Source organism: Vagococcus intermedius, assembly GCF_029144185.1.
Classification (GTDB): Bacteria; Bacillota; Bacilli; order Lactobacillales; family Vagococcaceae; genus Vagococcus_D; species Vagococcus_D intermedius.
Window position 1 is genome coordinate 936065 of the sequence record NZ_CP110232.1, and the last position, 25620, is coordinate 961684.

A 25620-nucleotide genomic window follows, 5' to 3' on the forward strand; every position below is an offset into this window, starting at 1 on the left:
AATGCGGTTTGGTTAATTCCAAACCGCATTTGCTTTGTTTTCAGGGAGGAAAATATGATAGAGATAAGTGAATTAAGAAATAATATAGAGGTAGCGTGCACGAAAATAAATGATTTTAGGGGGTCTCTTTGACTTAGATGCCCTAGAAGAACAGCTTGCTAATTTAGAAGATCAAATGTCATACCCAAGTTTTTGGGATGACAATGAGGCAGCCCAAGTTGTCATCAACGAAAGTAATCAACTGAAGAATAAGTTTCAAGCATTTAACAACCTAGCGGATGAACAAGAAGAGCTGGCAGTTATGCTAGATATGTTGCAAGAAGAGCCTGATGAAGAATTAGAAACAGAACTACAGGTAAGGATAGAGGCACTAGAGCAGGCATTGCAAGCTTATGAACTACAACAATTATTAAGTGAGCCATACGATAAAAATAATGCGATTATCGAGCTACATCCTGGAGCAGGTGGAACAGAATCCCAAGATTGGGGTGATATGTTACTTAGAATGTATACACGTTGGGCCAAAAATCATGAGTTTAGTGTCGAATACCTAGATTACACTGCTGGAGAAGAAGCAGGCATCAAAAGTGTCACGCTTTTAATCAAGGGTTATAATGCCTACGGCTATTTAAAATCTGAAAAAGGCGTGCATCGTTTGGTTAGAATTTCTCCTTTTGATTCTGCTGGGAAACGGCATACTTCTTTTTGTTCGGTTGATGTGATGCCTGAATTGAATGATGATATTGAAATTGAAGTGAATTCCGACGATATTAGGATGGATACTTTTAGAGCTAGCGGTGCTGGAGGACAACATATTAATAAAACGGATTCTGCGGTTAGATTAACCCATGAGCCAACTGGTATTGTTGTATCAAGTCAGGCGCAGAGATCGCAGTTAAAAAATAGAGAACAAGCTATGAGTATGTTGAAGGCTAAACTATATCAATTAGAAGTTGAAAAACAAGAACAAGAAGCAGCAGCTTTACGGGGCGAACAATTGGAGATTGGTTGGGGATCACAAATCAGATCATATGTCTTTCATCCATACTCTATGATTAAAGATCATAGAACCAGCGCTGAGACGGGAAATACGCAAGCCGTTATGGATGGTGATTTAGACTTGTTTATTGATGCCTATTTACGCTTGAAGTTAGCATAGAGGATATGAAATAATTTTGTAAAACTTTTTTTCTGAAATAATGTTATAATAATCAGTACTAAAAAGAAAAGTAGTGTGATTACTATTGAAAGATAGGAGAAAAATCCATGATTGAAATGCAGAATGTAAGAAAAAAATATTCCAATGGCACCACAGCAATTAAAGATTTAACAGTTAAGGTAGAAGCTGGAGAATTTGTGTATGTCGTAGGCCCAAGTGGTGCCGGAAAGTCTAGTTTTATTAAAATGATGTACCGTGAAGAAAAAGCGACAAGTGGACAAATTAATGTATGTGGCTACAATTTAATGAAATTAAAAGATAAGAAAGTTCCCTTGTTACGACGTGAAATTGGGATTGTTTTTCAAGACTATAAATTGATTCCATCAAAAACTGTATATGAAAACGTGGCTTATGCGATGGAAGTCATTGGCAAGCGTCCACGCGAAATACGTCGCCGTGTTAATGAGGTTTTAGGGTTAGTAGGATTGTCCCATAAAGCCAAAAGTTTCCCAAGTCAACTTTCTGGTGGGGAACAACAACGTGCCGCGATCGCACGAGCTATTGTCAATGTTCCTAAACTATTAATTGCGGATGAGCCAACTGGAAATTTAGACCCAGAAAATTCTTGGGAAATTATGAAGTTATTGGAAAAAATCAATACGCAAGGAACAACAATTGTAATGGCAACACATAATAGTACAATTGTGAATACGATTCGCCACAGAGTTATTGCCATTGAAGAAGGTCAAATTATTAGAGACCAATACGAAGGGGAGTATGGTTACGATGATTAGAACATTATGTCGTCATTTAGGTGAGAGTCTCAAAAGTTTAAAACGTAATGCCTGGCTTTCGATAGCATCAATCAGTGCTGTGACAATAACCTTGATTGGAGTGGGTATTTTCTTATCTGTTATGCTAAACGTTACAAAATTAGCAAAAGATGTTGAATCAACTGTTGATGTTTCAGTTTTTGTTGAAATCGGGACAAGTAAAAAAGAACTTAGTAAATTAGAAACTGAGTTGAAAAACTTGGATGATGTTAAAACAGTCACATTTTCTGGAAAAGACGAACAGTATGACCGTCTAGTCACAACTATGGGAGATAGTTGGAATCTGTTTACACGTGAAGATAATCCACTACACGATGTTTTTATAGTTAGCCCAAAAACGCCAGAGTTATCTAAAAAAATTCAAGAAGAAATTTCAGATTTTGATAATGTTTTTAAAGCGGATTACGGTGGACTTTCTTCCGATAAAATCATGATGATTTCTCGAGGGGTACAAAAGTGGGGCTTAATTGCTTCAGTTATTTTGTTAGTAGTTGCGATATTCCTAATTTCTAATACAGTTCGAACAAGTATTAGGATGAGAAAACCAGAGATTCAAATTATGCGCCTGGTAGGAGCTAAAAATAGTTTTATTCGTTGGCCATTCTTTTTTGAAGGGACTTGGATTGGTATTTTAGGCTCGATTATTCCTATGATTTTAATGTCTGTTATTTATCCTAAGGTTTATGTTCTATTGAATAGTGAATTATTTAATGCTGGTTACACGCTACTTGCACCTAATAGCTTGATTTTAAAGATAAATTTGGGAATGTTAGCATTAGGGATAGTGATTGGTTCAATTGGTTCAATTTTTTCAATGGGACGTTTTTTAAGAATATAATCATCTACTTAACAGTTAAATGATCATTTCATTTTATAAATATAATAGAAAAAGGACTCCCGTCGGAGTCCTTTTTCTATTATAAGGGATGATAATGTCACTTCATAAACAGATTTGGGGAATTAGTTATATGAAGTGTGAAATGGTTTTCAATAAATGGAAGGTAGGTTATGTCGGTATTAACCCGACAATATATTCAATTTTTCTGGTAGGATTAGGGGAAATAACCATAATTGCTTGAACTACCCTACCAATCTATTTAAAAGAAAACATTTCATACATATTATACCATATTGTTATTATTAAATGTCTAATCAGCCAAATAACTTATCATACTCACTGTTTATTCTTAGAGAATTATTATCTTCTATTGTAAATTACAGGTTATTTTCACTATTTTTGTGTATATAAATATAAAGCTTGCTTTTTGCTTTCAAAGGCATTATGTTTATATCAGATAGCCAAACATTAAAATTTGATTAAAGAAAAAGGTTATCGAAGCATAAGTAATTAGTGTAGAGATAGGAGTTGGAAAGTAGTGAAAAAATATATCCATCTGTGTTATCTAGTTTTAGGAGTGCTGTTATTGTCAGGTTGTAAAGTAGATAATGGCGAATCACTAAATGCCGTAGGATCATCTGCGATGCAACCATTAGTAGAAGCTGCTGGTGAGCAATATAGTGGCGAAAATTTTGGGAAATTTATCAATGTTCAAGGTGGTGGAAGTGGTACAGGATTGAGTCAGGTTCAATCTGGCGCTGTTGAAATCGGTAACTCAGATTTATTTGCTGAAGAAAAGACAGGGATAAATGCAAAGGAATTGATCGATCATAAAGTAGCAGTAGTTGGCACAACCCCTATTGTAAATAAAGAAGTTGGGTTGACAGATATTAGCTTATCAGATTTGAAACAAGTTTTTACAGGTAAGGTCACTAATTGGAAAGAAATTGGCGGTAATGATTTAGACATAGTGATTATCAATCGCGCTTCGGGGAGCGGGAGCCGTCAAACCTTTGAAGCAGCTGTTTTAAAGGGCGAACAAGCGGTTAAATCACAAGAACAAGAATCAACAGGAATGGTGAGACAAATTGTTAGTACCACACCAGGTGCTATCAGTTATGTTGCTTTTTCTTATGTAACAGATGAGGTTCATGCTTTGTCGATTGATAAGATTAAAGGAACAGATCAAAATGTTATGATAAACAAATGGCCAATTTGGTCATATGAGCATATGTATACAAAAGGAAAGCCAACTGGTTTAACAGCCGAATTTTTAGATTATATGTTATCAGATGAGATTCAGCAAAAAGTTGTACCACAATTAGGCTACATTCCGGTTGATAAAATGGAAATTGAGCGTCATTCAGATGGTGAAATTACTTCTGTCAGCAAATAATAACTATTAAAATTGGCTAAGTGATTATGATCATCCTAGTATCGTCATTAAAACCAAGAATTATGTGAGATGAATAGGAGGCTTTATCTTGGAAGATATCCGTAATGATTTACTAAAAGTATCAAAGAAGGCTAAATTAGAAAAAATTGGGAAGGCAATTAGCTTTTTATGTATTGCTTTTATTGTTGCTGTAGTATTAGCAATTTTCTATTTCGTAGCAAGCAAAGGCTTGGCAACCTTTTTTAAAGATGGTATCAATATTTTTGATTTTTTATTTGGAACAGAATGGAGCCCGGGTAATTTGGGAGAGGATGGTAAACCTCTAGTTGGAGCTTTGCCAATGATTTTGGGTTCGTTTACTGTAACAATACTTTCAGCGCTAGTAGCTACTCCTTTTGCCATTGGTGCAGCTATCTTCATGACAGAAATTTCTCCTAAGTGGGGGGCTAAAATTTTACAACCAGTTATTGAATTATTAGTAGGAATCCCTTCAGTTGTCTATGGTTTTATCGGATTGTCAGTAATCGTTCCTGCTATTAGATCTATTTTTGGTGGGAGTGGATTTGGGATATTAGCTGGGACCTTCGTATTATTTGTAATGATTTTGCCAACAGTAACCTCGATGACGACAGATGCCTTAAAATCTGTCCCTAGACATTATCGTGAAGCTTCTTTGGCCTTAGGTGCAACTCGTTGGCAGACTATATATAAAGTTGTTCTTCGTTCGGCTATTCCAGGTATCTTAACAGCAGTTGTTTTCGGCATGGCTCGTGCTTTTGGTGAAGCCTTAGCGATTCAAATGGTAATTGGAAATGCTGCATTAATGCCTCATAATTTAACAACGCCTGCGGCTACTTTGACAAGTATTTTAACAATGGGAATAGGGAATACTATTATGGGAACCTTAGAAAATAATGTCTTATGGTCCTTAGCGTTGTTACTATTATTAATGTCACTATTCTTTAATATTATGATTCGATTAATTGGGAAGAAAGGGGCAATGAAATAATGTCGCCAAAAAAAGCTGATAAATTAGCAACAGGAATATTATATGCGATTGCTAGTATTATTGTTTTGATATTAGCTAGCTTATTACTATATATCTTAGTTAGAGGAGTCCCACATATTAGTTGGGAATTTTTGACCCAAAGGTCTCGAACCTTTCAAGCAGGTGGCGGGATAGGTATTCAGTTATTTAACTCGTTTTATCTGTTATTAATTACTATGATTATCAGTGTGCCAATTTCATTAGGTGCAGGGATTTATTTATCGGAGTACGCGGGCAAAAACTGGGTTACAGACATGATTAGAACCGCTATTGAGATTTTAAGTTCGTTACCATCTGTTGTAGTCGGTTTGTTTGGTTTTTTAGTTTTTGTTGTGCAAGCAGGTTTAGGTTTTTCGATTATTTCAGGAGCATTAGCTTTAACCTTTTTCAACCTACCATTATTGACTCGAAATGTGGAAGAGTCACTAAAAACAGTTCATTTTACACAGCGTGAGGCGGGACTTGCTTTAGGCTTATCTCGTTGGGAAACAGTCATTAAAGTGGTTGTTCCAGAAGCTTTACCAGGTATCTTAACAGGGTTAATATTAGGCGCAGGGCGTATATTTGGTGAGGCTGCTGCCTTGATTTATACTGCGGGGCAAAGTGCTCCAGCCTTAGATTTTTCAAATTGGAATCCTTTAAGTATTTCTAGTCCATTAAATATTTTTAGACAAGCCGAGACGCTTGCTGTCCATATTTGGAAAGTCAATAGTGAGGGAACAATGCCTGATGGTGTCCAAGTTTCAGCCGGTGCATCAGCAGTGTTAATTATTGCAGTGTTACTATTTAATATGATTGCTCGATTTTTAGGGAAAAAACTACATAAAAAAATGACATCAGCCTAATAAGGAGTCTATAACATGAGAGAATATGATTTAAATGAACGAAACATTATAAAATTAACTGACGCGCATCAAAAAGTCGCGATTGCTACCAATGATTTACACGTCTGGTATGGACAAAATGAAGCGATTAAGGGGGTTAGTCTTGAGTTCGAAAAAAATAAAATAACTTCATTAATAGGTCCGTCAGGCTGTGGGAAATCAACATATCTTCGGTCACTTAATCGTATGAATGATGAGATTAGTGGGACTAAAGTAACAGGTGAAATTATGTATCAAGGGATTGATATTAATAGTTCTAAAGTAGATGTCTATGAAATGAGAAAGCATATTGGGATGGTTTTTCAACGACCGAACCCTTTTAGTAAGTCAATTTATGGTAATATCACATTTGCTTTGAAACAACATGGTCTAACAGATAAGCAAGAATTAGATGAGATTGTAGAATCTAGCTTAAAACAAGCTGCTTTGTGGGATCAAGTGAAGGACAACCTACATAAGAGTGCTCTAGCTTTATCTGGTGGACAGCAACAACGCTTATGCATTGCACGTGCTATCGCAATGAAACCAGATGTTTTGTTATTAGATGAACCAGCCAGTGCGTTAGATCCAATTTCAACCAGTAAGGTAGAAGAAACATTGATAAACTTGAAGCAAGATTATACGATAGCAATAGTCACTCATAACATGCAACAAGCCGCTAGGATTAGTGATTATACGGCGTTTTTCTATATGGGAAATGTATTAGAATACGACGAAACAGCAAAGGTTTTTACAAGACCTAAGGTTAGAGCAACAGAAGACTATGTTTCAGGACATTTTGGGTAGGAGTGAGACTATGACAATCATTGAATCAAAAGATTTACATCTGTTTTATGGTGAAAAAGAAGCACTCAAAGGAATTGATCTGGCCTTTAATCAAGGTGAAATTACAGCTTTAATCGGACCCTCCGGTTGTGGTAAATCAACTTTTTTACGCTCGCTCAATCGTATGAATGACTTGATACCCAATGTGACGATTAAGGGTGATATAACATTTAAAAATAAAAATATTTATGCTGAAGAGACTGATCTTGTTGAGTTACGTAAACAAGTTGGCATGGTATTTCAACAACCGAATCCCTTTCCCTTTTCGATTTATGAAAATGTGATATATGGTTTAAGGTTAGCAGGTAAGACTAATCGCCAAGAGTTAGACCAAATAGTAGAAGAAAGCTTAAAGGCTGCTGCCGTTTGGGACGATGTTAAAGATAAGCTACATAAAAGTGCTCTGTCACTCTCAGGAGGGCAGCAACAAAGAGTCTGTATCGCCAGGGTGTTGGCAGTTAAACCAGAAGTGATTTTATTAGATGAACCAACTAGTGCGTTGGATCCTGTTTCAAGTGGTAAAATTGAAAATATGTTGTATGAATTAAAGAATGATTATACAATGATAATGGTGACACATAATATGCAACAAGCGTCACGATTATCTGATAAAACAGCCTTCTTTTTAAATGGCGATTTAATAGAGTATGATAAAACTAAAAAAATATTCTTGAATCCTACTAAAAAAGAAACAGAAGATTATATTACAGGTAAATTTGGTTAAGGAGGAAAATCATGTTACGCACACAATTTGAAGATGACTTAAAAAATTTGCATCAAAAGTTTTATAGCATGGGACAATTAGTTAGTACAGCTGTATTTAAATCGGTTAAAGCCTTTATCAAACATGATAAAGAAATTGCATACGGGGTTATTGATGAGGATCAACAAATTAACGAGTTAGAAGTGCAATTAGAAAAAAAGAGTTTGGAAATGATTGCCTTACAACAACCTGTTACAACAGACTTAAGAATTATTATTACCGTGATGAAAGCAAGTTCTGATTTAGAAAGAATTGGCGATCATGCTGTATCTGTTGCTAAATCAACGATAAGGGTTAAAGGGAATGCACGTATTATTGAAGTTGAGGAAAAAATTTCAGAGATGGCGGATGCAGTAAAACTGATGGTCGATAATGTCTTGGATGCTTACATCAATGAAGATGCTGAAAGAGCAAAAGAAATTGCTAAAAGTGATAGTGAGGTCAATGCGTACTTTAAAGAAATCTACGATATGACTATCAAAGAAATGAAAGAGAATCCTAATACAGTTATTGGTGGGACGGATTACTTACAAGTTGCGGGGTTTTTAGAGCGAATAGGTGATTATGTTACTAATATTTGTGAGTGGATAGTCTATTTGAAAACAGGTAAGATCTTAGAATTAAATACAAATCGTGATGATGAAATCGATTAAAAAAGGAAGTAGCTATTAGCTACTTCCTTTTTTACTATTTAGTTGATGCACTTATCTAAGTCAGCAATTAAATCGTCACAATCCTCAATTCCACATGAAAAACGTAGCAGGGTAGGTGTTACGCCCATTTTCAAACGTTCTTCCTCAGGCATACACGCGTGTGACATCATCCATGGGTAAGATAAGATGCTTTCAACGCCACCTAAACTAACAGCGACAATTGGAACTTGACAATTATCAAATAGTGCTTTGACTTGATCAGTATTTTCTAATTCGAACGAAAGAACAGCTCCCCCGTCACTAGCTTGTTTCATATGAACATCATGATTAGTATGAGAGGCCAAACCTGGGTAATAAACAGTTTTGACTTGTACTTTTGATTCTAAAAATTCAGCTAACTGTAACGCATTAGAAACAGATTTTTCCATGCGTAACCCCATTGTTTTAACGCCACGTAATAATAACCAAGCGTCCTCAGTTCCTAGTGTCCCACCTAGTGCTTTCTGATGGGTTTTTAACTGTGGGTAGATTTCTTCATTGTTGGTAGCTAACAATCCTGCTACAACATCACTGTGTCCATTAATGAATTTAGTAGCACTATGGATAGCGATGTCAATCCCTAATTCTAAAGGATGTTGCGCTAGTGGCGTCATAAAGGTATTATCACAAGCTGTTAAAATACCATGTTGTTTGGCAATATTAGCAACCGCTTCTAAGTCGGTAATTGTTAATAAGGGATTGGATGGGGACTCAAGATAGAACATTTTAGTGTTATCTTGTACTGCTTCTTCCCATTCCCCTACATTGGATTCATCTACGAAGGTACATTCAACACCAAAGCGAGATAAGAAGTCTGTAACGGTTTGATAGGTTCCGCCATAAATATTTTTACCTAATACTAAATGATCCCCGTTTGATAATAAGAATAATACCGAGTTGATTGCAGCCATTCCGGATGAAAAAGCTAAGCCATACTTGGCATTTTCCAAAGCAGCAATACACTTTTCAGCCGCATCGACAGTTGGATTAGCAAATCTACTATAACTATAACCAGTGTGATTGAAGACATCTTTTTGATGAAAAGTAGATGTTTGGTATTTAGGAATTGAAGAGGCACCTGTTTCAGAGTCGATGACAGGGTAACCATGTAACAGTTTAGTATTGATATTCATTATGAGTTCCTCCATTTTAGTTACGACTTATTTGTGATAAAAAAAATTATCACAAATATAAAAATCTTTCACTACGAAAATAACACGTTTTGAAAACGCTTGTCAACAGTTCCCGATGAAATAAATTTATATAATTTTTTTAATACTATTAGAAAAATTTAATAATTCAAGTTGATTTGCTCATAATTAAACAAGAATCTCTTAAGCTTGGTGTGGGGGGATTTTAAAAAGAGCGCCAGCATTAATCTTCAACTTGACAACGCTTTCTTCGTGTGGTAAATTCCAATTGTAAAAAAATTATTATAAAGATAATTATTTATTAAACGGACTATTTTAAATAAGTTCGACAGAGGTTCAGTATTTGTTATTTTTATTTTTTATTATATGTAGTAATATTAAGAAGTATTTAAGAAGTATTTAAACTTAAGGAGGAAATAACAATGGGAAAAATTCCAGCAGCAATCGGACCATATTCAGTTTATAGAGAGGTGGGCGATTTAGTTTTTGTATCAGGACAATTACCTGTTGATGGTAACACTGGTGAATTTCCATCAAGTGAATTTGAAAGTCAAATCAAACAAGTAATGGAAAATATGAAACTAGTCTTAGAAGAAATGGGTGCTAACTTTGATCAAGTGGTTAAAACAACTTGTTTTTTAAAAGACTTAAACGATTTTGGCGTATTTAATGAGGTTTATGGTTCTTATTTTGGAACAGAATTCCCAGCACGCTCAGCTTTTCAAGTAGCTAAATTACCTAAAGATGCCTTAGTAGAAATTGAGTTTATCGTGAATAAAGGGGCTTAATTTTTCATTTTATTAAGATAGTGGAGGAAAGTTATGGAAATTGTTGTGATTGGTGGGATTGCTGCCGGTATGAGTACGGCAGCCAAAGCAGCTCGGACAAATCGTGAAGCAAACGTAACAGTTATTGAAAAAGAAAATTATATTTCTTTTGGCGCATGTGGACTCCCTTATTATTTAGGGGGGCAATTTGATGATAAGTCAGAAATGTTTGCCCGAACACCTGAACAGATGGAAAAATCAGGAATTAATTTAATGTTAGAACACGAGGTAACAAGTATCGACTTTGTGACTAAAACAGTGACAATGACTAATTTAAAAACAGATAACGTTGTGATAAAACAATATGATCGTTTGATGATAGCTACAGGTGCACAGCCAATTGTGCCGCCTCTAAACGGGATAGAAGCAGAGAATGTTTACACTATTACTAAGTTTGAAAATGTTGATCGTTTAAAAAAACTAATATCATCCGTTAAGGATATTGTAGTGATCGGTGGAGGGTTTATTGGAGTAGAAGTCGCTGATCAGTTAGCCTTACAGGGGAAAAATGTTCATCTGATTGAGGCAGGTTCAACTATTATGAGTGGGCCTTTTGACCCTGAATTTTCTCAAAAACTACAAGGGGCGATTGAAGAAGAAGGCATTCAAGTTCATATAGAGGAAATGGCACAAGAGTTGATTCTGGATGATAAGGGAAAAGTTGTCTCAGTTAAAACAGACAAAGGAAATTATTCAGCGGATGCTGTGATAGTAGCAATCGGTTTTAGACCTAATACCAGCTTTATTCGTCAGGATTTCTTAACATTGCCAAATGGGGCCATTGTGATTGATCAATATGGACGGACCTCTGTTCCTGATGTATTTGCAGCAGGTGATTGTGCAAGTGTCCCTCATCGTTTATTAGGAGACAGTTATATTCCACTAGCTACCACTGCTAATAAATTAGGTCGAATTGTGGGGACTAATATAGCCGTTGATGAAACTGATATGCAAGCTTACGTTGGGGCATTAGGAAGTAGCGCGATCAAGGCAGGTGCTTATGAAGCGGCCAGTACTGGTTTGACAGAAAAGCAAGCTAAAGCAAAAGGCTTAAATTATAAAACGACTTGTATTGAAACTAACAATCATTCTAATTACTACACTACCCAAGAAAAAATCATGATTAAATTAGTTTATGATGCTGAGACATTTGTTTTATACGGAGCACAATTATTCGGGAAAAATGAAACAGTTTTACGAGCTACAGGGCTAACAACCGCTATTCATGCAGGATTGACAACGAAAGAATTAGGTTTTATCGATTATGCTTATGCACCGCCATTTGCTTCAACTTGGGAAGCAATTAACGTCGCAGCCAACACCGCCAAATAAAAGGAGATGTTAGATAATGATAAACGAGCCGTTTTTCACGCAATTTTTGAAGGTTAGCAATTTTTATACAATAGGAGCAATTTTCTTATTAATTGTAGCAATTTTTTTTCTAAAAGGATTAAAAAATAAAAAAGTAAACTTTTCAAAACGAATGATTATTGCGCTAGTTATTGGACTAGGTATCGGGATAATCGTTGATTTAATTGGTGGCGATAGCACGACCTATTTAGAGTTTGGCCGAATTGAAATTTCAACCTGGTATGGGTTAATTGGAACAGGATTTTTGAAGTTAGTTCAATTATTAGCAATTCCTGTTGTTTTTTTATCAATCATTAAAGTTGTGGTTGATGTGCAAGGGGAGCGTTTAAAAACTTTGACAGGTAAAACTTTTTTTTCTCTACTAAGTACGACAGCAGTATCAGCAGCTGTAGGCATTTTAGTCGTTAAGTTATATAACTTAAAAGGAGCAGATTTTGCTGGTCAGTTAGCAGAACAAAAAGTTGAATCAATGGGGAACATTGCCGCTCAAAGTTTTCCTGAGTTTTTTTTGAATTTAATACCAAATAATATTATGGCCGTTATGGGAGACAATGGGAGTATCGTTTCAGTTGTAATTGTTGCAGCGCTTTTCGCAAGTGCTATTCGGTTTTTACAAGTAAAAAAACCGGAACAAGTGGCGCCATTTGTTACCTTATTAGATTCATTAAAGGTAACGGTTAACTCAGTATTAACTAATATTATTAAATTAATGCCGTATGGTGTTGTTGCTTTGGTTGGAAACACTATTATTTCTAATGGTTTGAATTCTATTACAGGGATGTTAGGTTTCATTTTAGCGTTATATACAGGCGTTATCATTATGTTAATTATCTATGTAATTATTTTGTTAGTTTTAGGTGTAAGCCCGATTATTTTTTATAAGAAAGCTTTCACAACATTGTTATTTGCATTTTCATCACGTTCGAGTGTAGGGACTTTGCCCTATACACTTAAAACCTTAGAAAATGACATGGGGGTCTCAAAAGAAACTTCCAATTTTGTTGGCACGCTAGGGACCGCTGTCGGAATGAACGGCTGTGCTGGTGTCTTTCCTGCCATGTTAGGGGTATTGATTGCATCAGCTGTTGGGACAGAAATGACTTTTTCTTTTTATGTCTTAGTGATAGTGGTAGTAACAGTTGGATCAATTGGAATTGCCGGTGTTCCTGGAACGGCAACTGTTGCCGCAACGGTAACTTTAAATGGTTTGGGTTACGGTCATACTATTGCAAGTATTGGAGCTATTTTTGGTATTGACCCGATTATTGATATGGGGCGTACTATGCTAAATGTGGCCGGTTCAATGGTATCAGCTATTATGGTTGACAAGTGGGAAGGTACGTTTGATAAAGAAGCCTTCAGCCAATCAATTGAAACAAAAGAGTAAAAAAAACTCACAATATTATATTGTGAGTTTTTTTTACTCTTTTGTTTCAAGAATTTTTAAATAGCGATAAACACTAGGTTCAGAAATATTCATAATATCTGCCACACGGGCTACAGCGCCCTTAATTTGAAAGACTCCTTTTTCCTCTAATGTTTTGATGATTTCTAATTTTAGTTCCTTACTTAAAATGATTTTTTGCTCTAATAAGTCTGGTGAGACAATAGCATAAATCATTCCTTCTATTGAATCTTCTAAAATTTCGACCGAATCAATTTTAAGGATTTCTGGCGTATTTTGACAAGGACGAGGATAATCATTTAGTGAGTGTGACGTTAAACCAGCTAAAGCTAATAGTTCATAAGAAAGTTCTTCATAACGGTGAGTATCTTGATTAATACAGAGCATTCCTTCTAGTTCTTGGTATTCGTTCTTAATAAAAAAAGTAGACCCTTTCAAATTCGTCCCATTAACAGTTTGAGTTTTATAGTCAGTTACAAAGTCTTTATCAATGTAAGTACCTGACTTGATTAACTCTAAAGCGAAACCTGTAATAGGAGAATTGACTGTTCGACCGCTAACATGGTTATTTTCAATTGCCGCGATATGGTAATTATCAGTTTCCAATACATGGAAAATTATTTCATAATTTTCTCCAAGGGTAGCACCTAAAAATTTAGTTAATGAGGAGTAAAAGGCGATTTGATTAATATTCATAAATAATATCTCCTAAATTATTATGTCATTTAAAATTAGAATAACATAAAAATAGACAAGATGCATTTCGTTTTTTTTACACGCTGCCAGATTGAAAACTAAAAAGTAGTAGGAAAATTATCTTTAGTTGATTGTCATACTAGTTAAAGTATTATAAACTAAAACTACTTAATTTTATTATTTGATAGCGGAAGGAATTAGTATGGAAAAATATATTTTAGTAATTGACCAAGGAACTACTAGCACTCGTGCCATTTTATTTGATAAAGAGGGAAACGATGTGGCTAAAGCTCAGGAAGAATTTCCTCAATATTTCCCACAACCTAGTTGGGTAGAACATGATGCCAATGAGATCTGGCAAAGTGTATTGAATGTTATTACAAAAGTCATGGAAGAAGGGCAGATTAAACCTAGTGATCTTGATAGTATTGGCATTACTAACCAGAGGGAAACAACTGTTATTTGGGATAAAGAATCGGGTATGCCCATTCACCATGCACTCGTTTGGCAGTCGCGCCAAACAAACCAAATCACAGATAAGTTAGTAAAGGATGGCCACGAAGACTTTATCAGAAATAGAACAGGTTTAAAAGTTAATTCTTATTTTTCAGCCACAAAAGTTATGTGGTTATTAGATGAAATACCCCAAGCACGTGTTCGAGCTGAAAATGGTGAATTATTATTTGGGACCATAGATACCTGGTTGATTTGGAAACTAACCGAAGGGAAAGTTCATGCAACAGATTATACTAATGCCTCAAGAACGATGATGTTTAACATTCATGAGTTAGTTTGGGATGATGAGCTTTTAGAGTTATACAGAATACCTAAAGCTATTTTACCTGAAGTTAAGGCATCTTCAGATGATTATGGTCAAACAGAATACTACCACGTATTTTCAGATCCAGTACGTATTACAGGCGTAGCAGGCGATCAGCAAGCAGCTCTATTTGGTCAGAACTGTTTTGAACCAGGAAATGTAAAAAATACTTACGGCACAGGTTCATTTATTTTAATGAATACTGGTGATAAGGCTGTTAACTCAGAAAATGGACTTTTAACAACACTTGCGTGTAATGATAAGGGAGATGTCTGCTACGCTTTGGAAGGGAGTGTCTTTGTTACAGGTTCAGCAATTCAGTGGTTAAGAGATGGATTGAAAATTATTAAAGATTCGATTGATACGCAGAAAATGGCCTATGAACTTGCTAGTAATGAAGGTGTCTATATAGTGCCAGCCTTTGTTGGTTTGGGTGCACCATACTGGGATTCAAATGTTAGGGGGGCTATTTTTGGTGTTACCAGAGGGACGTCACGCCAGACATTTGCTAGAGCTACTTTAGAGAGTATAGCGTACCAAACAAAAGATGTTGTGGAGACAATGGTACAAGAAACAGGTTTAGCTATTACTCAGATGAAAGTAGATGGGGGGGCGTCAAAAAATGAATTTTTGATGGCATTCCAAGCAGATATGTTAAATATTCCTATTTTTAGACCACTAATTAATGAAACTACTGCTATGGGAGCAGCTTATTTAGCCGGATTGAAGACAGGTTTTTGGCAAGACACAGAAGAGATTCGTCATATTTGGCAAGTTGATGGTAGCTTTTATCCAGACATGCCCGAAACCAAACGTAATCTTTATTATGACAAATGGCGTAGAGCAGTTGAAGCAGCTCAATTTTTCCATCAGGACTAAGTAAGCTAAGACTATCAAATGATAAATAAATCCATCTTAAGTCCTATGACATTTTTACCATCTCGTTGCATAATAAGAGTGTAAAGAAAACTTCTATTAAATAAAGAAGTGCTATTTAGCTAAGGAGGCTATTATTATGAAAGAACGTGAAAGAGTATTTGAGTTAGTTAAACAAGGCGTAATTACGACAGAGGAAGCTCTTGTCCTATTAGAAAATATCGCAACAGAGAAAGATGAAAAAATTGTTAAAAAAGAAGCAATAAATGTTAAGAAGCAAACACCCCTATCTGAAGATGAAGTTGAAAAGGCAGAGCCAGAGCTTTCAGAGCTCCCTGATTTTGACACTGCACAGGAAGAAGCTTTTCAAAAACTTGTCGAATCTGAAGAGGCGGACCGAAAGCGTTTAGAAAAAATACTAGATGAATTAGTAACAGAGGCTAATCGGGCGTCGGTTTCTTTAGACGAAGTAACGGCAGAAATAAAAGGTCTTGAACTTGAGATGAATGAAAAACAGGAAGAACTAATGGTCTTAAATACTATTGAAGAACTTGAAGCATTAACGCCAGAGCAAAGTCAGAAACAAGCTGAATTAGAAAGTGAGTTGCAAGATTTAACTGCTACTAAATTAGAACTAGAATCAGAACAGTCAAATTATGAAGAACAATTATCAAGCTTGCGTAAAGAACAGAAAGAAGCTGAAAAAGAACAAAAAAATGAACGTTTTGATTTCACAGAAGATTTGGAAGAAACATTCAATGAATTTGGTCAAAAATTTGGTGAGGCAAGTTCGCATTTTGGTAGAAAGATGGGCGTTGCAGGCGTGCAATTAGGACGTTTTGTAAAAGATACTATTAGAACTGTTTCAGATACCGTCAACGAGAATGTTGATTGGAAAGATATTAATATAAAAGTCCCTGGTATGACATCAAATAGTTTCCAACATGAATTTTATTATCCTCAAACAGGTGCGTCATTAATAGACGTTAAGGTAGCCAATGGGCAAGTAATGTTTAGTACTTGGGAGTCTGAAGATGTTAAAGTAGAGGCTAATGTTAAGCTATACGGTAAAATAACAGCAGATACTCCTTTTGAGGCATTTCTAGAAAGAAGCCAAATTTGCGTAGATGATGATACTATATCATTTCAAATACCTAATAAACGTATTAAAGTTGACTTACATTTTTATTTACCACAACGAGTTTACGATCACATGTCAGTTAAATTATTAAATGGCGATGTGGATATCATGGACTTAGAAGCGAAAGATATTTTTTTAAAGAGTACTAATGGTGATATGATTTTAAAAAATGTGACGGCAACGATGTTAGAAGTAGAAGGTGTTAATGGGAATGTTGTTGTAAAAGATAGTACTATTATGGATCTATTGGCAGAGTCAGTAAATGGTGATTTCGTTATCCAATCTATGATTGAAAGTGCTGGAATTTCGAATGTAAATGGTGATATTAAAATTACTGCTCAAAAAGAAAATTGAAAAAAATCGAAGCTAAAGTTGTCAATGGGACTATTAAAGTAGCAGTACCAGAAGATATTGGCATTGAAGGGTTAGCTAAAACTAGTATTGGGTGTATAAAAAATAGAATGGCCCACTATGACATTATTCGTGAAAAAAATGAAAAAACTAATCAAATGTTACAGTTTCGTCGTTTTAATGAAAATCAAACAGTTTACTTGAGTTTAAGTACTACAACGGGTAGTATTTATTTGAAAGATAGTGACGAAGCATAAGTAGAAAGATGCTAAATTGATTTAGCAAGGAGAGATGAAGATGAGTAGAAAATTAACTAAATCTAAAAATAATATTGTCGTATCAGGTGCTTTAGGTGGTATTGGTGAGTACTTAAGAATTGACCCAACTATTATTCGTGTGATATATATAATTATGACCTTTATGTCTGCGGGCGTACCTTTTGTTTTGTACTTTTTATTGATGTTGGTAATTCCTTCAAGTCCTTCTAGTGACAACTATCAAGATTATGGACGTACTAAGAATCCTTATCAAGGGTTTCATCGTTATAAAGATAATCAGGAATTTAAAAGTGAAAAGAAAATGAAACCAAGAAAAGAAGCAGAGAAGGTTGAAGAGGATGATTGGAGCGATTTTTAATGAGTTATTTTCAGAGATTAGCAGTTAATACTTTAAGTTTTATCTCTCTTTCAATGCTTTTACCGAATAATATGTTTTATGTTAGAAGTATTGTAACTGCTATAGTAGCAAGTGTGATTTTATCAGTTTTAAACACGTTGGTTAAGCCTATATTACATTTGTTATCTTTACCAATTACGTTACTTACATTCGGTTTGTTTAGTTTTATAATAAACGGAGCGATACTTAGTTTAACTGCTAATTTATTAGGAGAACAGAGTTTTAGTTTTTCAAGTTTCGGGACAGCTGTTTTAGTTGCTGCTATTATGTCATTTGTTAATTCTGTTGTCATTAACCATAACATGGGAAGCAAGTATTGATCAGATTTGATTTAGAGAAGTTTTTAACTAGATTAATGCTATTTGACCCTACCAAGACAAACGACATTATTTTATAGAAACGTTGTGTCAAAGTAGCCCTTAAATGAGCTGCTTTGAGCAACGTTTTTTCTTGTACGTTATTATCATATCTATTTCTTTCAGTGTCTTTTTTTAAATAAGGTGAAGACTGCTTCTAGTACGTCTACGTCAAAAAAATAATTGAGAGAGTATTCTAGCAAAAATCACTTATTTTATAGATAGTAGGTGTAGCAATTTGATTTTAAATAAAGGATGTTCTTTATATCATATCAAGCTTGTGTAGTGTCTGTTTTAAGTGGTGAGGTACTTGCTGATAAAAAACTTATAGTGTGATCATAAGTTTTTTAGATTTTGTGAGGATGAGATGTGGCGAGGACATGTAAGAATAGAATATCCCATAATAAAAAAGATAATGTCCCCTATTTGTAAGGGACATTATCTTTTTTAAATTTTTAACGTTTCAACGCTTTGTTTATCTGGCGTGACAAATAGAGTATGCTGGTTGTCATAAATAACGAAACCTGGTTTTGCACCATTAGGTTTTTTGACGTGCTTAGCTGCTACATAGTCAACAGGGACAGAGGCGGACAAGCGGTATTTAGAAAAATAAGCAGCTAACATCGCAGCTTCTTCCAAGGTTTGAGAGGAAGGATCGGCTGATTGAATAATCACATGTGAACCAGGAATATCCTTTGCATGAAGCCATATCTGGTTTTTTTCTGCAATTTTAAATGTTAGTTGGTCATTTTGAAGATTATTTTTTCCAACTAAGATAGGTGTCCCATCTGTAGAAAGATATTTTTCAGGTTTACTTTTGGCTTTTTTTTGTTTTTGAATATCTTTACGTTTTGGTCGAATATACTTTTCAGCAATTAATTCTTCTCGCATAATATCAACATCCATTGGGGAAGCTAGTTCTAACTGCGATAAGACAGATTCTAAATAGTTGTATTCTTTCTTAGCATTTTCGAGCTGTTCTTGAATAATCTTAACGCCATTTTTTAATTTGCCATACTTTTGGAAATATTTTTGGGCATTTTGAGAAGGGCTTAAATCTTCACGTAAAGAAATTGTAATGGGTAAGTTATCCTCATAATAATTTTCTAAAGTGATTTTTTTGGCACCTTTTGGCACCTTATGTAGAAATGTAGTTAATAACTCTCCTTTTTGTCGATATTCTTCAGCATTTTCAGTTTCTAATAAAGATTTTTCCAATTTTTTAGATTTAGTAGCAATTTTTTTAGCCTCATTTTCAATCGTTCTAACTAATTCGCCAGCCTGCTGTTTGAAACGTTCTTTTTCGGCTTTGCCTTCGTAAAACATATCTAAAAGTTCACTAAGAGAAGGAAAGGTATACACTTCAGGACCTAATGATTTATAAGTTATCGGGGTAAAGTATTCTTTATTTTCAAATATCGATAAAGTTGGTAAAGGTTGTTCGTCAATTTTTTGCCAAAAGTCTCGCCAAGTTTGAATTAAGTTATTTGGCTGTTCTTCTAAACGTTGCGCCAATTCAGTAGCAGTAGGGCGACCAATTCCTTGGAATTTTTTTTGTAAAAAAGATGTATCGATAGCCAGTGCTGTTACTAAGGATTCAAATAATTTCGTTTTTTCAACTGTGAAAGGATCAAACTGTTCGCTATCACTTGGGGCGGAGATATAACTTGCTCCAGGTAATAAAGTCCGATAGCTATTTTGTCCAGGACCGATGTGCTTAATACAGTCTAATATTTTTTGTTCATGTTCATTAATTAAAATAATATTACTATGTCGTCCCATCAATTCAATAACTAATTTAACTTGTTCTAAATCACCAAGTTCATTTCGTTTTGAGAAGGACATATGAACGATTCGGTCGTTACCAACTTGTTCGATTTTAGTTAATAAAGCTCCTTCTAAGTATTTCCTCATCAACATACAAAAATTTGGTGCAGTAGAGGGATTTTGATAGTCCATATTTGTTAATTGCATACGAGCGTAGTTGGGATGTGCAGATAATAATAATTTATGATTTTTTCCGTTGCTTCTAATAACTAGAATAATTTCATTATCATAAGGTTGATGTATTTTAGATAATCGTCCATTTAAGACTGTGTTATTTAATTCGTTAATCATGGCATGAGTAAAAACGCCGTCAAAGGTCATGAGAATTCCTCGTTTCTAAAAATATTTTTATTGTTATATAGGTAAATAGCTTTTTTATTTTAAAATTCGTCACTTTTTTTAAAATCGGACAATTGTTTTAATAAATAAGCTTTCTTTTTTTATCATCAATGAGTATACTATTATTATAACAGAGTAAAGGTGACGTGTATGGATAAATTTAAGAAGATTAAAGAGTCTAATAATACTGTTGAAGAGCCGAATAGTCAAATTCAGGAGTCAACTAACAGTATTGAAAAATCAGTTGATCAAATTCAAGAGCTGAGTAGTACTACAAATACTCCTAATGAAAACATCAATCATGAGATAGAAAAGCCTAATAGCAATAGTAAAAAACTTGATAGTGATATCATAGCGAGGTTTTTACAGATAGTCAAAGATAAAAAAGAATTAATTATTTTAGCTTTTTTGAGTATCGTTCTAGCAAGCTTATTTATAACATTTGTTGTACCAAATATTCATAAAAAAATTGTTTGGAAGCAAACAGAGGCTTTAGTAGATCACCATTTTGCTAATGATAAAAATGTTTTATTAATTAGACCGTATGAGTTGGGTGAGACGATAGCTAGTGAAAAAAATATCACCATTGCAATGTTTAACCAAAATAATAAGCTGTATCCTAAATTTGAAATAGCAGTAAACAATGAACGTAAAATGTCTAATTATACAGGAAAGTTATATTTATATCCTATTATCTTCGATGTAGAAGAGACTCAAAAATTTTATAAAGTAGATAATAAAATCACCTTAATTCATTTTGAAAATAAAAAAGAAACAAGTCGGAAAGAATTAACCTCTGAAAAAGAGATTGATTTATATTTAGCAGATTATTTAAATAGTTTAGAACGCGGTGAAGACGTTCCTGAGGTCGCAGAAAATGGAACGACTAATGATGAAGCAACTAGTGTCGAAGAGATGCCTGATAAAGCTAAGGCTAACGCAAAATCGGACATCATTGACGAATTGAAAGATGTTATAAAATAAGTATTATCACAAAAAAAGATTTTGAATATATTATTCAAAATTTTTTTTTGATTAAAATACAATGATATAGAGTGAGAGTAAAAATATGGGGTAAGGAGTTTTAGTATGGGAAAAAGTAAGGTTATGGTGGCTTTAGTAATAATTAGTATGTTGAGTAGTTTTGCAAGCCCTTTATTAGGCTATGCTGTTGAAGAACCATTTGTAAATGTAACAGGAGTAGAAGAGACTTCTAGAGAAAATCCTGAAGAGATTGCTCAAAAGCAAACGGGAAAAAAAGAAGCCAGAGAGACACAAGATATTATGCAAATTTCAGCGGCATACGGTTATCCAGCTAATGATTTTTATCGACCAGCCGCATCAATGGTTATTGAAGCTGATACAGGTGATATTGTATGGTCAGATCAACCAGATTTGGAGCATGAAATAGCAAGTATCACAAAATTGATGTCAGTTTATTTGATATTTGAGGCAATATCTCAGAAGAAAATCACCTTAGATACGAGTTTAACTGTATCTGATAAAATTGCTGAGATTGCTAACATTAGTTCATTAAGTAATAATCGTTTGATAGCAGGTACAAACTATAAAGTATCCGATTTGTTATCAATTATTTTAATGGCATCATCTAATGCAGCAACTGTTATGCTAACTAATTTTTTGGTTGATGATAACGAAGGAAAATTTGTTGAGATGATGAATACAAAAGCAAAAGAATTAGGAATGAACCGGACAAATTTTTATAATTCATCAGGAGCCACAGCTAGTGCTTTTAATGGTTTGTACAATCCAGAAGGCTTTGATGCAATGAGTGAAAATACCTCGACTGTACATGACCTAGCTCTTTTAACATATCATTTGTTGAAAGAATATCCAGAAATTTTAGAATATACAAAAAAACCAGTTGTGACAGTTATGGCAGGAACAGAGATGGAAGAAACTTTTAGTACCTATGTCTATTCTGTTGAGGGATCATTATTCAGTTTGGAAGGGACAGATGGTTTAAAAACTGGCTCTAGTCCTACAGCAGGATTTGGACATGTGGGGACAACTAAGCGAGGAAACCCTAGGATGATAGAGGTGTTTTTAGGAGTTGGTGACTGGACAGACCCTCAATCAGAGCTAGTCAGATTTGGTATAGGAAATGCTTTGATGGAAAAAATGTTTGACGACTTCAGTGTTAAAAAAGTGTTAAAAAAAGGGGTTAGAAAAATTAACGGGAAAAAAATCGTCCTTGAAAAAGATTTGTCGGGCTTTGTCAGAACGGATAAAAAGCCAGAGTTTGAGTTTAAAGGAAATCAAGTGGTGCTCAAACCAGAATTCAAAAAAATAAGTAAGGGTTTAAAACAACCTAGTGTCACGTATAAAAAATTTTTAACAGCGGCACAGAAAGCAGAAATTGAGCATCAACGGAAAGTAAATAAAAGAATTGGTCAGTATATCGTCCCACTTCTTTTATTATTAGTAAGTGCTGTTTTTCTTACACTAGCAAAAATTTTCCAGCAAAAAGAACGTTCGGAGGCGATTGCCTGCTTTATGTTAGGAACATTGATTCTTGCCATAACGTTGATATTAACAGCTTATACATTAGTAACAGGACAACCATTTCTTTACTTATAAATTATTATATTTTAAAAAAAATTAGAAATAATTATCTATTTACAAGTGAAAAAGGGCATGATAGTTTAATATTAAGTGGTAAAAATATTAAAGGGGCTTAGGAGATTGAAAAAGAAAAGTTTTATTATAAGGACTATGGTGTTAGTAGCTTTTATCGCATTATTTATAAAGCCGATGATAAGTTTAGCGCAAGACGATGTTATGACTCTCACGCGTGAAGCTGGATATGAAATTGATGATAGTTTCCGACCCAAGGCCTCAATAATAATTGAGGCAGAGGAAGGTCAAATATTGTGGGGAGATAATATTGATACGCCTTTAAGTATTGCAAGTATAACCAAAGTGATGACCGCCTATTTAGCATTTGAAGCGATTGAAAAAGGTGCGTTCACTTTAGAAACACTGGTACCAGTAGATCAAACAATTGTTGATATTAGTAATATATATAGTTTAAGTAATAATAAAATGGTCTTAGGTGTCGACTATAGCATTGCAGATATTTTAACGTTGATGTTAATTCCATCTTCGAATGCTGCGACGGTGATGATGTCTAATTTCATTTCTAATAATGATGAAGCAGCTTTTATTGATTTGATGAATGAGACAGCTCAGAAATTGGGAATGAAAAATACCACCTATTATAATTCATCTGGTGCAACTGCGGCCTCTTTTGAAGGACATTATTCCCCAAAGGGGTACGATCCTGATGGAGACAATTTGTCGACACCGAGAGATTTAGCTATTTTAACGTATCATTTTTTAAAAAAATATCCTGAAGTGTTAGAGTTTACGAAAAATCCAACAGTTACAGTATTGCCTGGAACAGAGTATGAAGAAACCTTTGAGACTTATGTGTTTTCGGTAGAAGGCGCTAAGTATGGTATTAAGGGGATGGATGGTTTAAAAACAGGCTCAAGTCCTTCAGCAGGCTTTGGTTACATTGGGACCGCTAAGCGTAATGAGACGCGTTTAATTGAAGTTGTTTTAGGAGTAGGCTCTTGGGAAAATCAAGATGGTGAGGAAATGAGGCATCCTATCGGGAACGCCTTGATTGAAAAGGCATTTAAGGATTATGATTATAAACAGATAGTAGATAAAGGTGATGAACTTACCTTACCACAACAAGTAAAAGTATTAGAGCCACTTGTTGGTTTAGTCGAAAAAGGCAACAAACCAGAATTTGAGTTAGAAGGAACGCAGTTAAGCCTTAAATCAAATCGTGAGTCTGTTATAGCAAATAGAAAAGAAAAAGCTGTGCCAGTTGAGTTAGTATCTAAGAAAAAAAAGGAAAAAAGTGAGGCTAAAAGCATAAAAAAAAGTGAAACAAAAGATCACGACCAGCCTCAAAAATTAGAAAGTAGCTCATTTTATAAACTTAAAACGATTGCCTTATCACTATTATCATTCTTATTATTTTTATTGTTTATGGTTTTAGCGAATTTTATCGGTAAGAAAAAGAAACCGGGTGCTAAAACAATTTTCTTTATTGGTATTTTCGCTCTGTTAGCATGTTTATATTTTATGGTGAAGGCTATCTTATTATAAAAAAGCAACCGACATGTCGGTTGCTTTTTTTATTTAATCAAATTTATCAATAGTGTTAAAAGAAAGGGCAGTAGTGAGATACCAAATAAGCAAATAATCATGATGATGTGCATGCGTTTACTCATGACTAAGTAACCAATATATTCTCTAATAAAAGCTGTGGGTAGGTAATAAAGTCTAGTTTTAGCACCTGTTCCACGAATGTTTAAATCCAGTTCTTTAGCAATTTTACCGGCTCTGAGTAAATGATAATTATTAGAAGCAACGACAACTTTTTTATTTTGGAAACCAGTAATAGCATCTTTTTTACACGCTACCTGCTGGGAATATAACAAATTTTCACGAGTAGTGGTGGACTGCTCTTCTAAATACAAGTTATTTATTTGATAGTTTTTATCATCTATATAATGCTTCATTGCCAATGATTCAGAGATTAATTCGTCACTGCCTTGACCACCTGATAAAATAATAGTGGGATGATGTTGCCATTTTTTGACTTGTTTATAGTAAAGTTTAACCCCAGCTTCAATACGTGCTGCTAGTAAAGGTGTTACTTTATCTTTATTTAGCCCTGCGCCTAGTATAATAATATAATCGACTTTATAAGTAATAGGAAAGAGATTATATAAAATTGACGTGAGTGTGTAGAGCATGAAAAGTAGCATAAAATATAAAGCTGAGAGATTAATAAAGCCAAAGGCTTTTAGAATCCACTCATTATTGATTTTATTACCTATTAAAAATAAAAGGATTTCTAGTAGGATTAGTCCAGTTGCAAGGATTAACGGTAATAAGTTACCGAGTGATAATCGTTCATGCTTTAGTAATACTCGTTCATTCCAAAATAAAGCAATAATCATAGCATAAATACCAAAAAGAGCAGTTGCTACTAGGATGAGAGCAGCGGGAACCGCAATAATAATTGCTATTGTTCGATTGAATTTTTCTAATACTAAGAAAAATATCACAGTTAGCCCTCCTAAAAAATAAAGAAAGTAAAAACCTGTCCATAAACTTGTCGGTCTTTGATAAAGCCAATATCCAAAAAGTAGAGTTGGTATAACAAATAATAAGGTAATAATAACTTCCATTAAAAAACTCCTTTCAAATACATAGTAATTGTTGTTATTATAACATGATTGAATAAATAGAATGCACTTAAGAAAGTTAGTGATTTACATTTTAATATATATCTGTTATA

At 34.4% G+C, this 25620-nt stretch carries 22 protein-coding genes and 1 pseudogene; 19 read left to right on the top strand and 4 right to left on the bottom strand.

Annotated elements, in window-relative coordinates; genetic code table 11:
• The first annotated feature begins 57 nt into the window (after positions 1-57).
• The 9 genes from prfB to phoU all read left to right on the top strand — a co-directional run bounded on the left by prfB (position 58) and on the right by phoU (position 8399).
• A protein-coding gene (gene prfB, locus OL234_RS04345) for a peptide chain release factor 2 (RefSeq protein ID WP_275470110.1) occupies positions 58-1159 on the top strand; the annotation gives its coding sequence in 2 pieces (ribosomal slippage) (positions 58-129 and positions 131-1159; 1101 coding nt in all).
• Positions 1160-1266: 107 nt separating this feature from the next.
• Complete coding sequence (ftsE, locus tag OL234_RS04350) at positions 1267-1953, top strand: cell division ATP-binding protein FtsE (protein WP_275469931.1); 687 nt, start codon at positions 1267-1269, stop codon at positions 1951-1953.
• On the top strand, positions 1946-2830 hold the full coding sequence (gene ftsX / locus OL234_RS04355; RefSeq protein ID WP_302471697.1) for a permease-like cell division protein FtsX: 885 nt from the start codon (positions 1946-1948) through the stop codon (positions 2828-2830). Before ftsE ends, ftsX begins: the two co-directional genes overlap by 8 nt.
• Before the next feature lie 538 nt (positions 2831-3368).
• On the top strand, positions 3369-4226 hold the full coding sequence (locus OL234_RS04360) for a phosphate ABC transporter substrate-binding protein PstS family protein (protein ID WP_275469933.1): 858 nt from the start codon (positions 3369-3371) through the stop codon (positions 4224-4226).
• An 88-nt stretch (positions 4227-4314) separates the two neighbouring features.
• Positions 4315-5235, top strand: coding sequence for a phosphate ABC transporter permease subunit PstC (pstC, locus tag OL234_RS04365; RefSeq protein WP_275469934.1), 921 nt, complete (start codon positions 4315-4317; stop codon positions 5233-5235).
• Positions 5235-6119 (top strand): phosphate ABC transporter permease PstA, encoded by an 885-nt coding sequence (gene pstA / locus OL234_RS04370; protein ID WP_275469935.1) that lies wholly within the window; start codon positions 5235-5237, stop codon positions 6117-6119. The genes pstC and pstA overlap by 1 nt, the downstream gene beginning before the upstream one ends.
• A gap of 15 nt (positions 6120-6134) precedes the next feature.
• A complete protein-coding gene (pstB, locus tag OL234_RS04375) occupies positions 6135-6944 on the top strand; it encodes a phosphate ABC transporter ATP-binding protein PstB (RefSeq protein ID WP_275469936.1) in 810 nt (269 codons plus the stop codon).
• Positions 6922-7707 (top strand): phosphate ABC transporter ATP-binding protein PstB, encoded by a 786-nt coding sequence (gene pstB / locus OL234_RS04380; protein ID WP_437184430.1) that lies wholly within the window; start codon positions 6922-6924, stop codon positions 7705-7707. Before pstB (OL234_RS04375) ends, pstB (OL234_RS04380) begins: the two co-directional genes overlap by 23 nt.
• An 11-nt stretch (positions 7708-7718) precedes the next feature.
• Positions 7719-8399: a phosphate signaling complex protein PhoU gene (gene phoU / locus OL234_RS04385; RefSeq protein ID WP_275469938.1), complete on the top strand. Its 681-nt coding sequence runs from the start codon at positions 7719-7721 to the stop codon at positions 8397-8399.
• Positions 8400-8437: 38 nt separating this feature from the next.
• Here the strand turns inward: phoU and OL234_RS04390 are convergent, their stop codons facing one another.
• Entirely contained in the window at positions 8438-9571 is a 1134-nt protein-coding gene (locus tag OL234_RS04390; RefSeq protein ID WP_275469939.1) for a trans-sulfuration enzyme family protein, read from the bottom strand.
• A gap of 440 nt (positions 9572-10011) precedes the next feature.
• On the opposite strand from OL234_RS04390, the gene OL234_RS04395 reads away from it, so the two are divergent.
• Genes OL234_RS04395 through OL234_RS04405 form a run of 3 tightly spaced genes read left to right on the top strand, consistent with a single transcriptional unit; the run spans position 10012 to position 13174 of the window.
• Positions 10012-10377 (top strand): Rid family detoxifying hydrolase, encoded by a 366-nt coding sequence (locus OL234_RS04395; protein ID WP_275469940.1) that lies wholly within the window; start codon positions 10012-10014, stop codon positions 10375-10377.
• 33 nt (positions 10378-10410) lie between these two features.
• Positions 10411-11748 (top strand): CoA-disulfide reductase, encoded by a 1338-nt coding sequence (locus OL234_RS04400; RefSeq protein ID WP_275469941.1) that lies wholly within the window; start codon positions 10411-10413, stop codon positions 11746-11748.
• 16 nt (positions 11749-11764) lie between these two features.
• The gene (locus OL234_RS04405; RefSeq protein ID WP_275469942.1) at positions 11765-13174 is read left to right on the top strand and encodes a cation:dicarboxylate symporter family transporter; all 1410 of its coding nucleotides are present in this window, start codon (positions 11765-11767) and stop codon (positions 13172-13174) included.
• A 33-nt stretch (positions 13175-13207) separates the two neighbouring features.
• Here OL234_RS04405 and OL234_RS04410 read toward each other — a convergent pair whose 3' ends face one another.
• Positions 13208-13888, bottom strand: a complete 681-nt coding sequence (locus tag OL234_RS04410; protein ID WP_275469943.1) for a helix-turn-helix transcriptional regulator — start codon at positions 13886-13888, stop codon at positions 13208-13210.
• A 202-nt stretch (positions 13889-14090) separates the two neighbouring features.
• Between OL234_RS04410 and glpK the strand changes: the two genes are divergently transcribed.
• From glpK to OL234_RS04430, 4 genes and pseudogenes are all read left to right on the top strand, one after another.
• The gene (glpK, locus tag OL234_RS04415; protein ID WP_275469944.1) at positions 14091-15587 is read left to right on the top strand and encodes a glycerol kinase GlpK; all 1497 of its coding nucleotides are present in this window, start codon (positions 14091-14093) and stop codon (positions 15585-15587) included.
• Positions 15588-15723: 136 nt separating this feature from the next.
• A pseudogene (liaX, locus tag OL234_RS04420) lies at positions 15724-17333 on the top strand (daptomycin-sensing surface protein LiaX).
• Positions 17334-17373: 40 nt separating this feature from the next.
• Positions 17374-17712, top strand: coding sequence for a PspC domain-containing protein (locus OL234_RS04425; RefSeq protein WP_275469945.1), 339 nt, complete (start codon positions 17374-17376; stop codon positions 17710-17712).
• Complete coding sequence (locus tag OL234_RS04430) at positions 17712-18071, top strand: phage holin family protein (protein WP_275469946.1); 360 nt, start codon at positions 17712-17714, stop codon at positions 18069-18071. The genes OL234_RS04425 and OL234_RS04430 overlap by 1 nt, the downstream gene beginning before the upstream one ends.
• A 483-nt stretch (positions 18072-18554) precedes the next feature.
• On the opposite strand, the gene OL234_RS04435 is transcribed toward OL234_RS04430, so the two are convergent.
• Complete coding sequence (locus OL234_RS04435) at positions 18555-20255, bottom strand: NFACT RNA binding domain-containing protein (RefSeq protein WP_275469947.1); 1701 nt, start codon at positions 20253-20255, stop codon at positions 18555-18557.
• Positions 20256-20423: 168 nt separating this feature from the next.
• On the opposite strand from OL234_RS04435, the gene OL234_RS04440 reads away from it, so the two are divergent.
• From OL234_RS04440 to OL234_RS04450, 3 genes are all read left to right on the top strand, one after another.
• Entirely contained in the window at positions 20424-21257 is an 834-nt protein-coding gene (locus OL234_RS04440) for a hypothetical protein (RefSeq protein WP_275469948.1), read from the top strand.
• A gap of 105 nt (positions 21258-21362) precedes the next feature.
• The gene (locus tag OL234_RS04445) at positions 21363-22874 is read left to right on the top strand and encodes a D-alanyl-D-alanine carboxypeptidase (protein ID WP_275469949.1); all 1512 of its coding nucleotides are present in this window, start codon (positions 21363-21365) and stop codon (positions 22872-22874) included.
• A gap of 105 nt (positions 22875-22979) precedes the next feature.
• Positions 22980-24419 carry a D-alanyl-D-alanine carboxypeptidase family protein gene (locus OL234_RS04450; RefSeq protein ID WP_275469950.1) on the top strand — a complete coding sequence of 480 codons (1440 nt, stop codon included), beginning with the start codon at positions 22980-22982 and terminating at the stop codon, positions 24417-24419.
• A 29-nt stretch (positions 24420-24448) separates the two neighbouring features.
• Here OL234_RS04450 and OL234_RS04455 read toward each other — a convergent pair whose 3' ends face one another.
• Complete coding sequence (locus tag OL234_RS04455) at positions 24449-25510, bottom strand: YdcF family protein (protein ID WP_275469951.1); 1062 nt, start codon at positions 25508-25510, stop codon at positions 24449-24451.
• Positions 25511-25620 lie beyond the last annotated feature (110 nt).

What these genes read in the sequence shown, in the direction of transcription:
- ftsE (WP_275469931.1), top strand. Translation starts at nt 1,267, where the DNA reads ATGATTGAAATGCAGAATGTAAGAAAAAAATATTCCAATGGCACCACA.
- ftsX (WP_302471697.1), top strand. Translation starts at nt 1,946, where the DNA reads ATGATTAGAACATTATGTCGTCATTTAGGTGAGAGTCTCAAAAGTTTA.
- pstA (WP_275469935.1), top strand. Translation starts at nt 5,235, where the DNA reads ATGTCGCCAAAAAAAGCTGATAAATTAGCAACAGGAATATTATATGCG.
- pstB (WP_275469936.1), top strand. Translation starts at nt 6,135, where the DNA reads ATGAGAGAATATGATTTAAATGAACGAAACATTATAAAATTAACTGAC.
- pstB (WP_437184430.1), top strand. Translation starts at nt 6,922, where the DNA reads ATGTTTCAGGACATTTTGGGTAGGAGTGAGACTATGACAATCATTGAA.
- phoU (WP_275469938.1), top strand. Translation starts at nt 7,719, where the DNA reads ATGTTACGCACACAATTTGAAGATGACTTAAAAAATTTGCATCAAAAG.
- OL234_RS04390 (WP_275469939.1), bottom strand. Translation starts at nt 9,571, where the DNA reads ATGAATATCAATACTAAACTGTTACATGGTTACCCTGTCATCGACTCT.
- OL234_RS04395 (WP_275469940.1), top strand. Translation starts at nt 10,012, where the DNA reads ATGGGAAAAATTCCAGCAGCAATCGGACCATATTCAGTTTATAGAGAG.
- OL234_RS04400 (WP_275469941.1), top strand. Translation starts at nt 10,411, where the DNA reads ATGGAAATTGTTGTGATTGGTGGGATTGCTGCCGGTATGAGTACGGCA.
- OL234_RS04405 (WP_275469942.1), top strand. Translation starts at nt 11,765, where the DNA reads ATGATAAACGAGCCGTTTTTCACGCAATTTTTGAAGGTTAGCAATTTT.
- OL234_RS04410 (WP_275469943.1), bottom strand. Translation starts at nt 13,888, where the DNA reads ATGAATATTAATCAAATCGCCTTTTACTCCTCATTAACTAAATTTTTA.
- glpK (WP_275469944.1), top strand. Translation starts at nt 14,091, where the DNA reads ATGGAAAAATATATTTTAGTAATTGACCAAGGAACTACTAGCACTCGT.
- OL234_RS04425 (WP_275469945.1), top strand. Translation starts at nt 17,374, where the DNA reads ATGAGTAGAAAATTAACTAAATCTAAAAATAATATTGTCGTATCAGGT.
- OL234_RS04430 (WP_275469946.1), top strand. Translation starts at nt 17,712, where the DNA reads ATGAGTTATTTTCAGAGATTAGCAGTTAATACTTTAAGTTTTATCTCT.
- OL234_RS04435 (WP_275469947.1), bottom strand. Translation starts at nt 20,255, where the DNA reads ATGACCTTTGACGGCGTTTTTACTCATGCCATGATTAACGAATTAAAT.
- OL234_RS04440 (WP_275469948.1), top strand. Translation starts at nt 20,424, where the DNA reads ATGGATAAATTTAAGAAGATTAAAGAGTCTAATAATACTGTTGAAGAG.
- OL234_RS04445 (WP_275469949.1), top strand. Translation starts at nt 21,363, where the DNA reads ATGGGAAAAAGTAAGGTTATGGTGGCTTTAGTAATAATTAGTATGTTG.
- OL234_RS04455 (WP_275469951.1), bottom strand. Translation starts at nt 25,510, where the DNA reads ATGGAAGTTATTATTACCTTATTATTTGTTATACCAACTCTACTTTTT.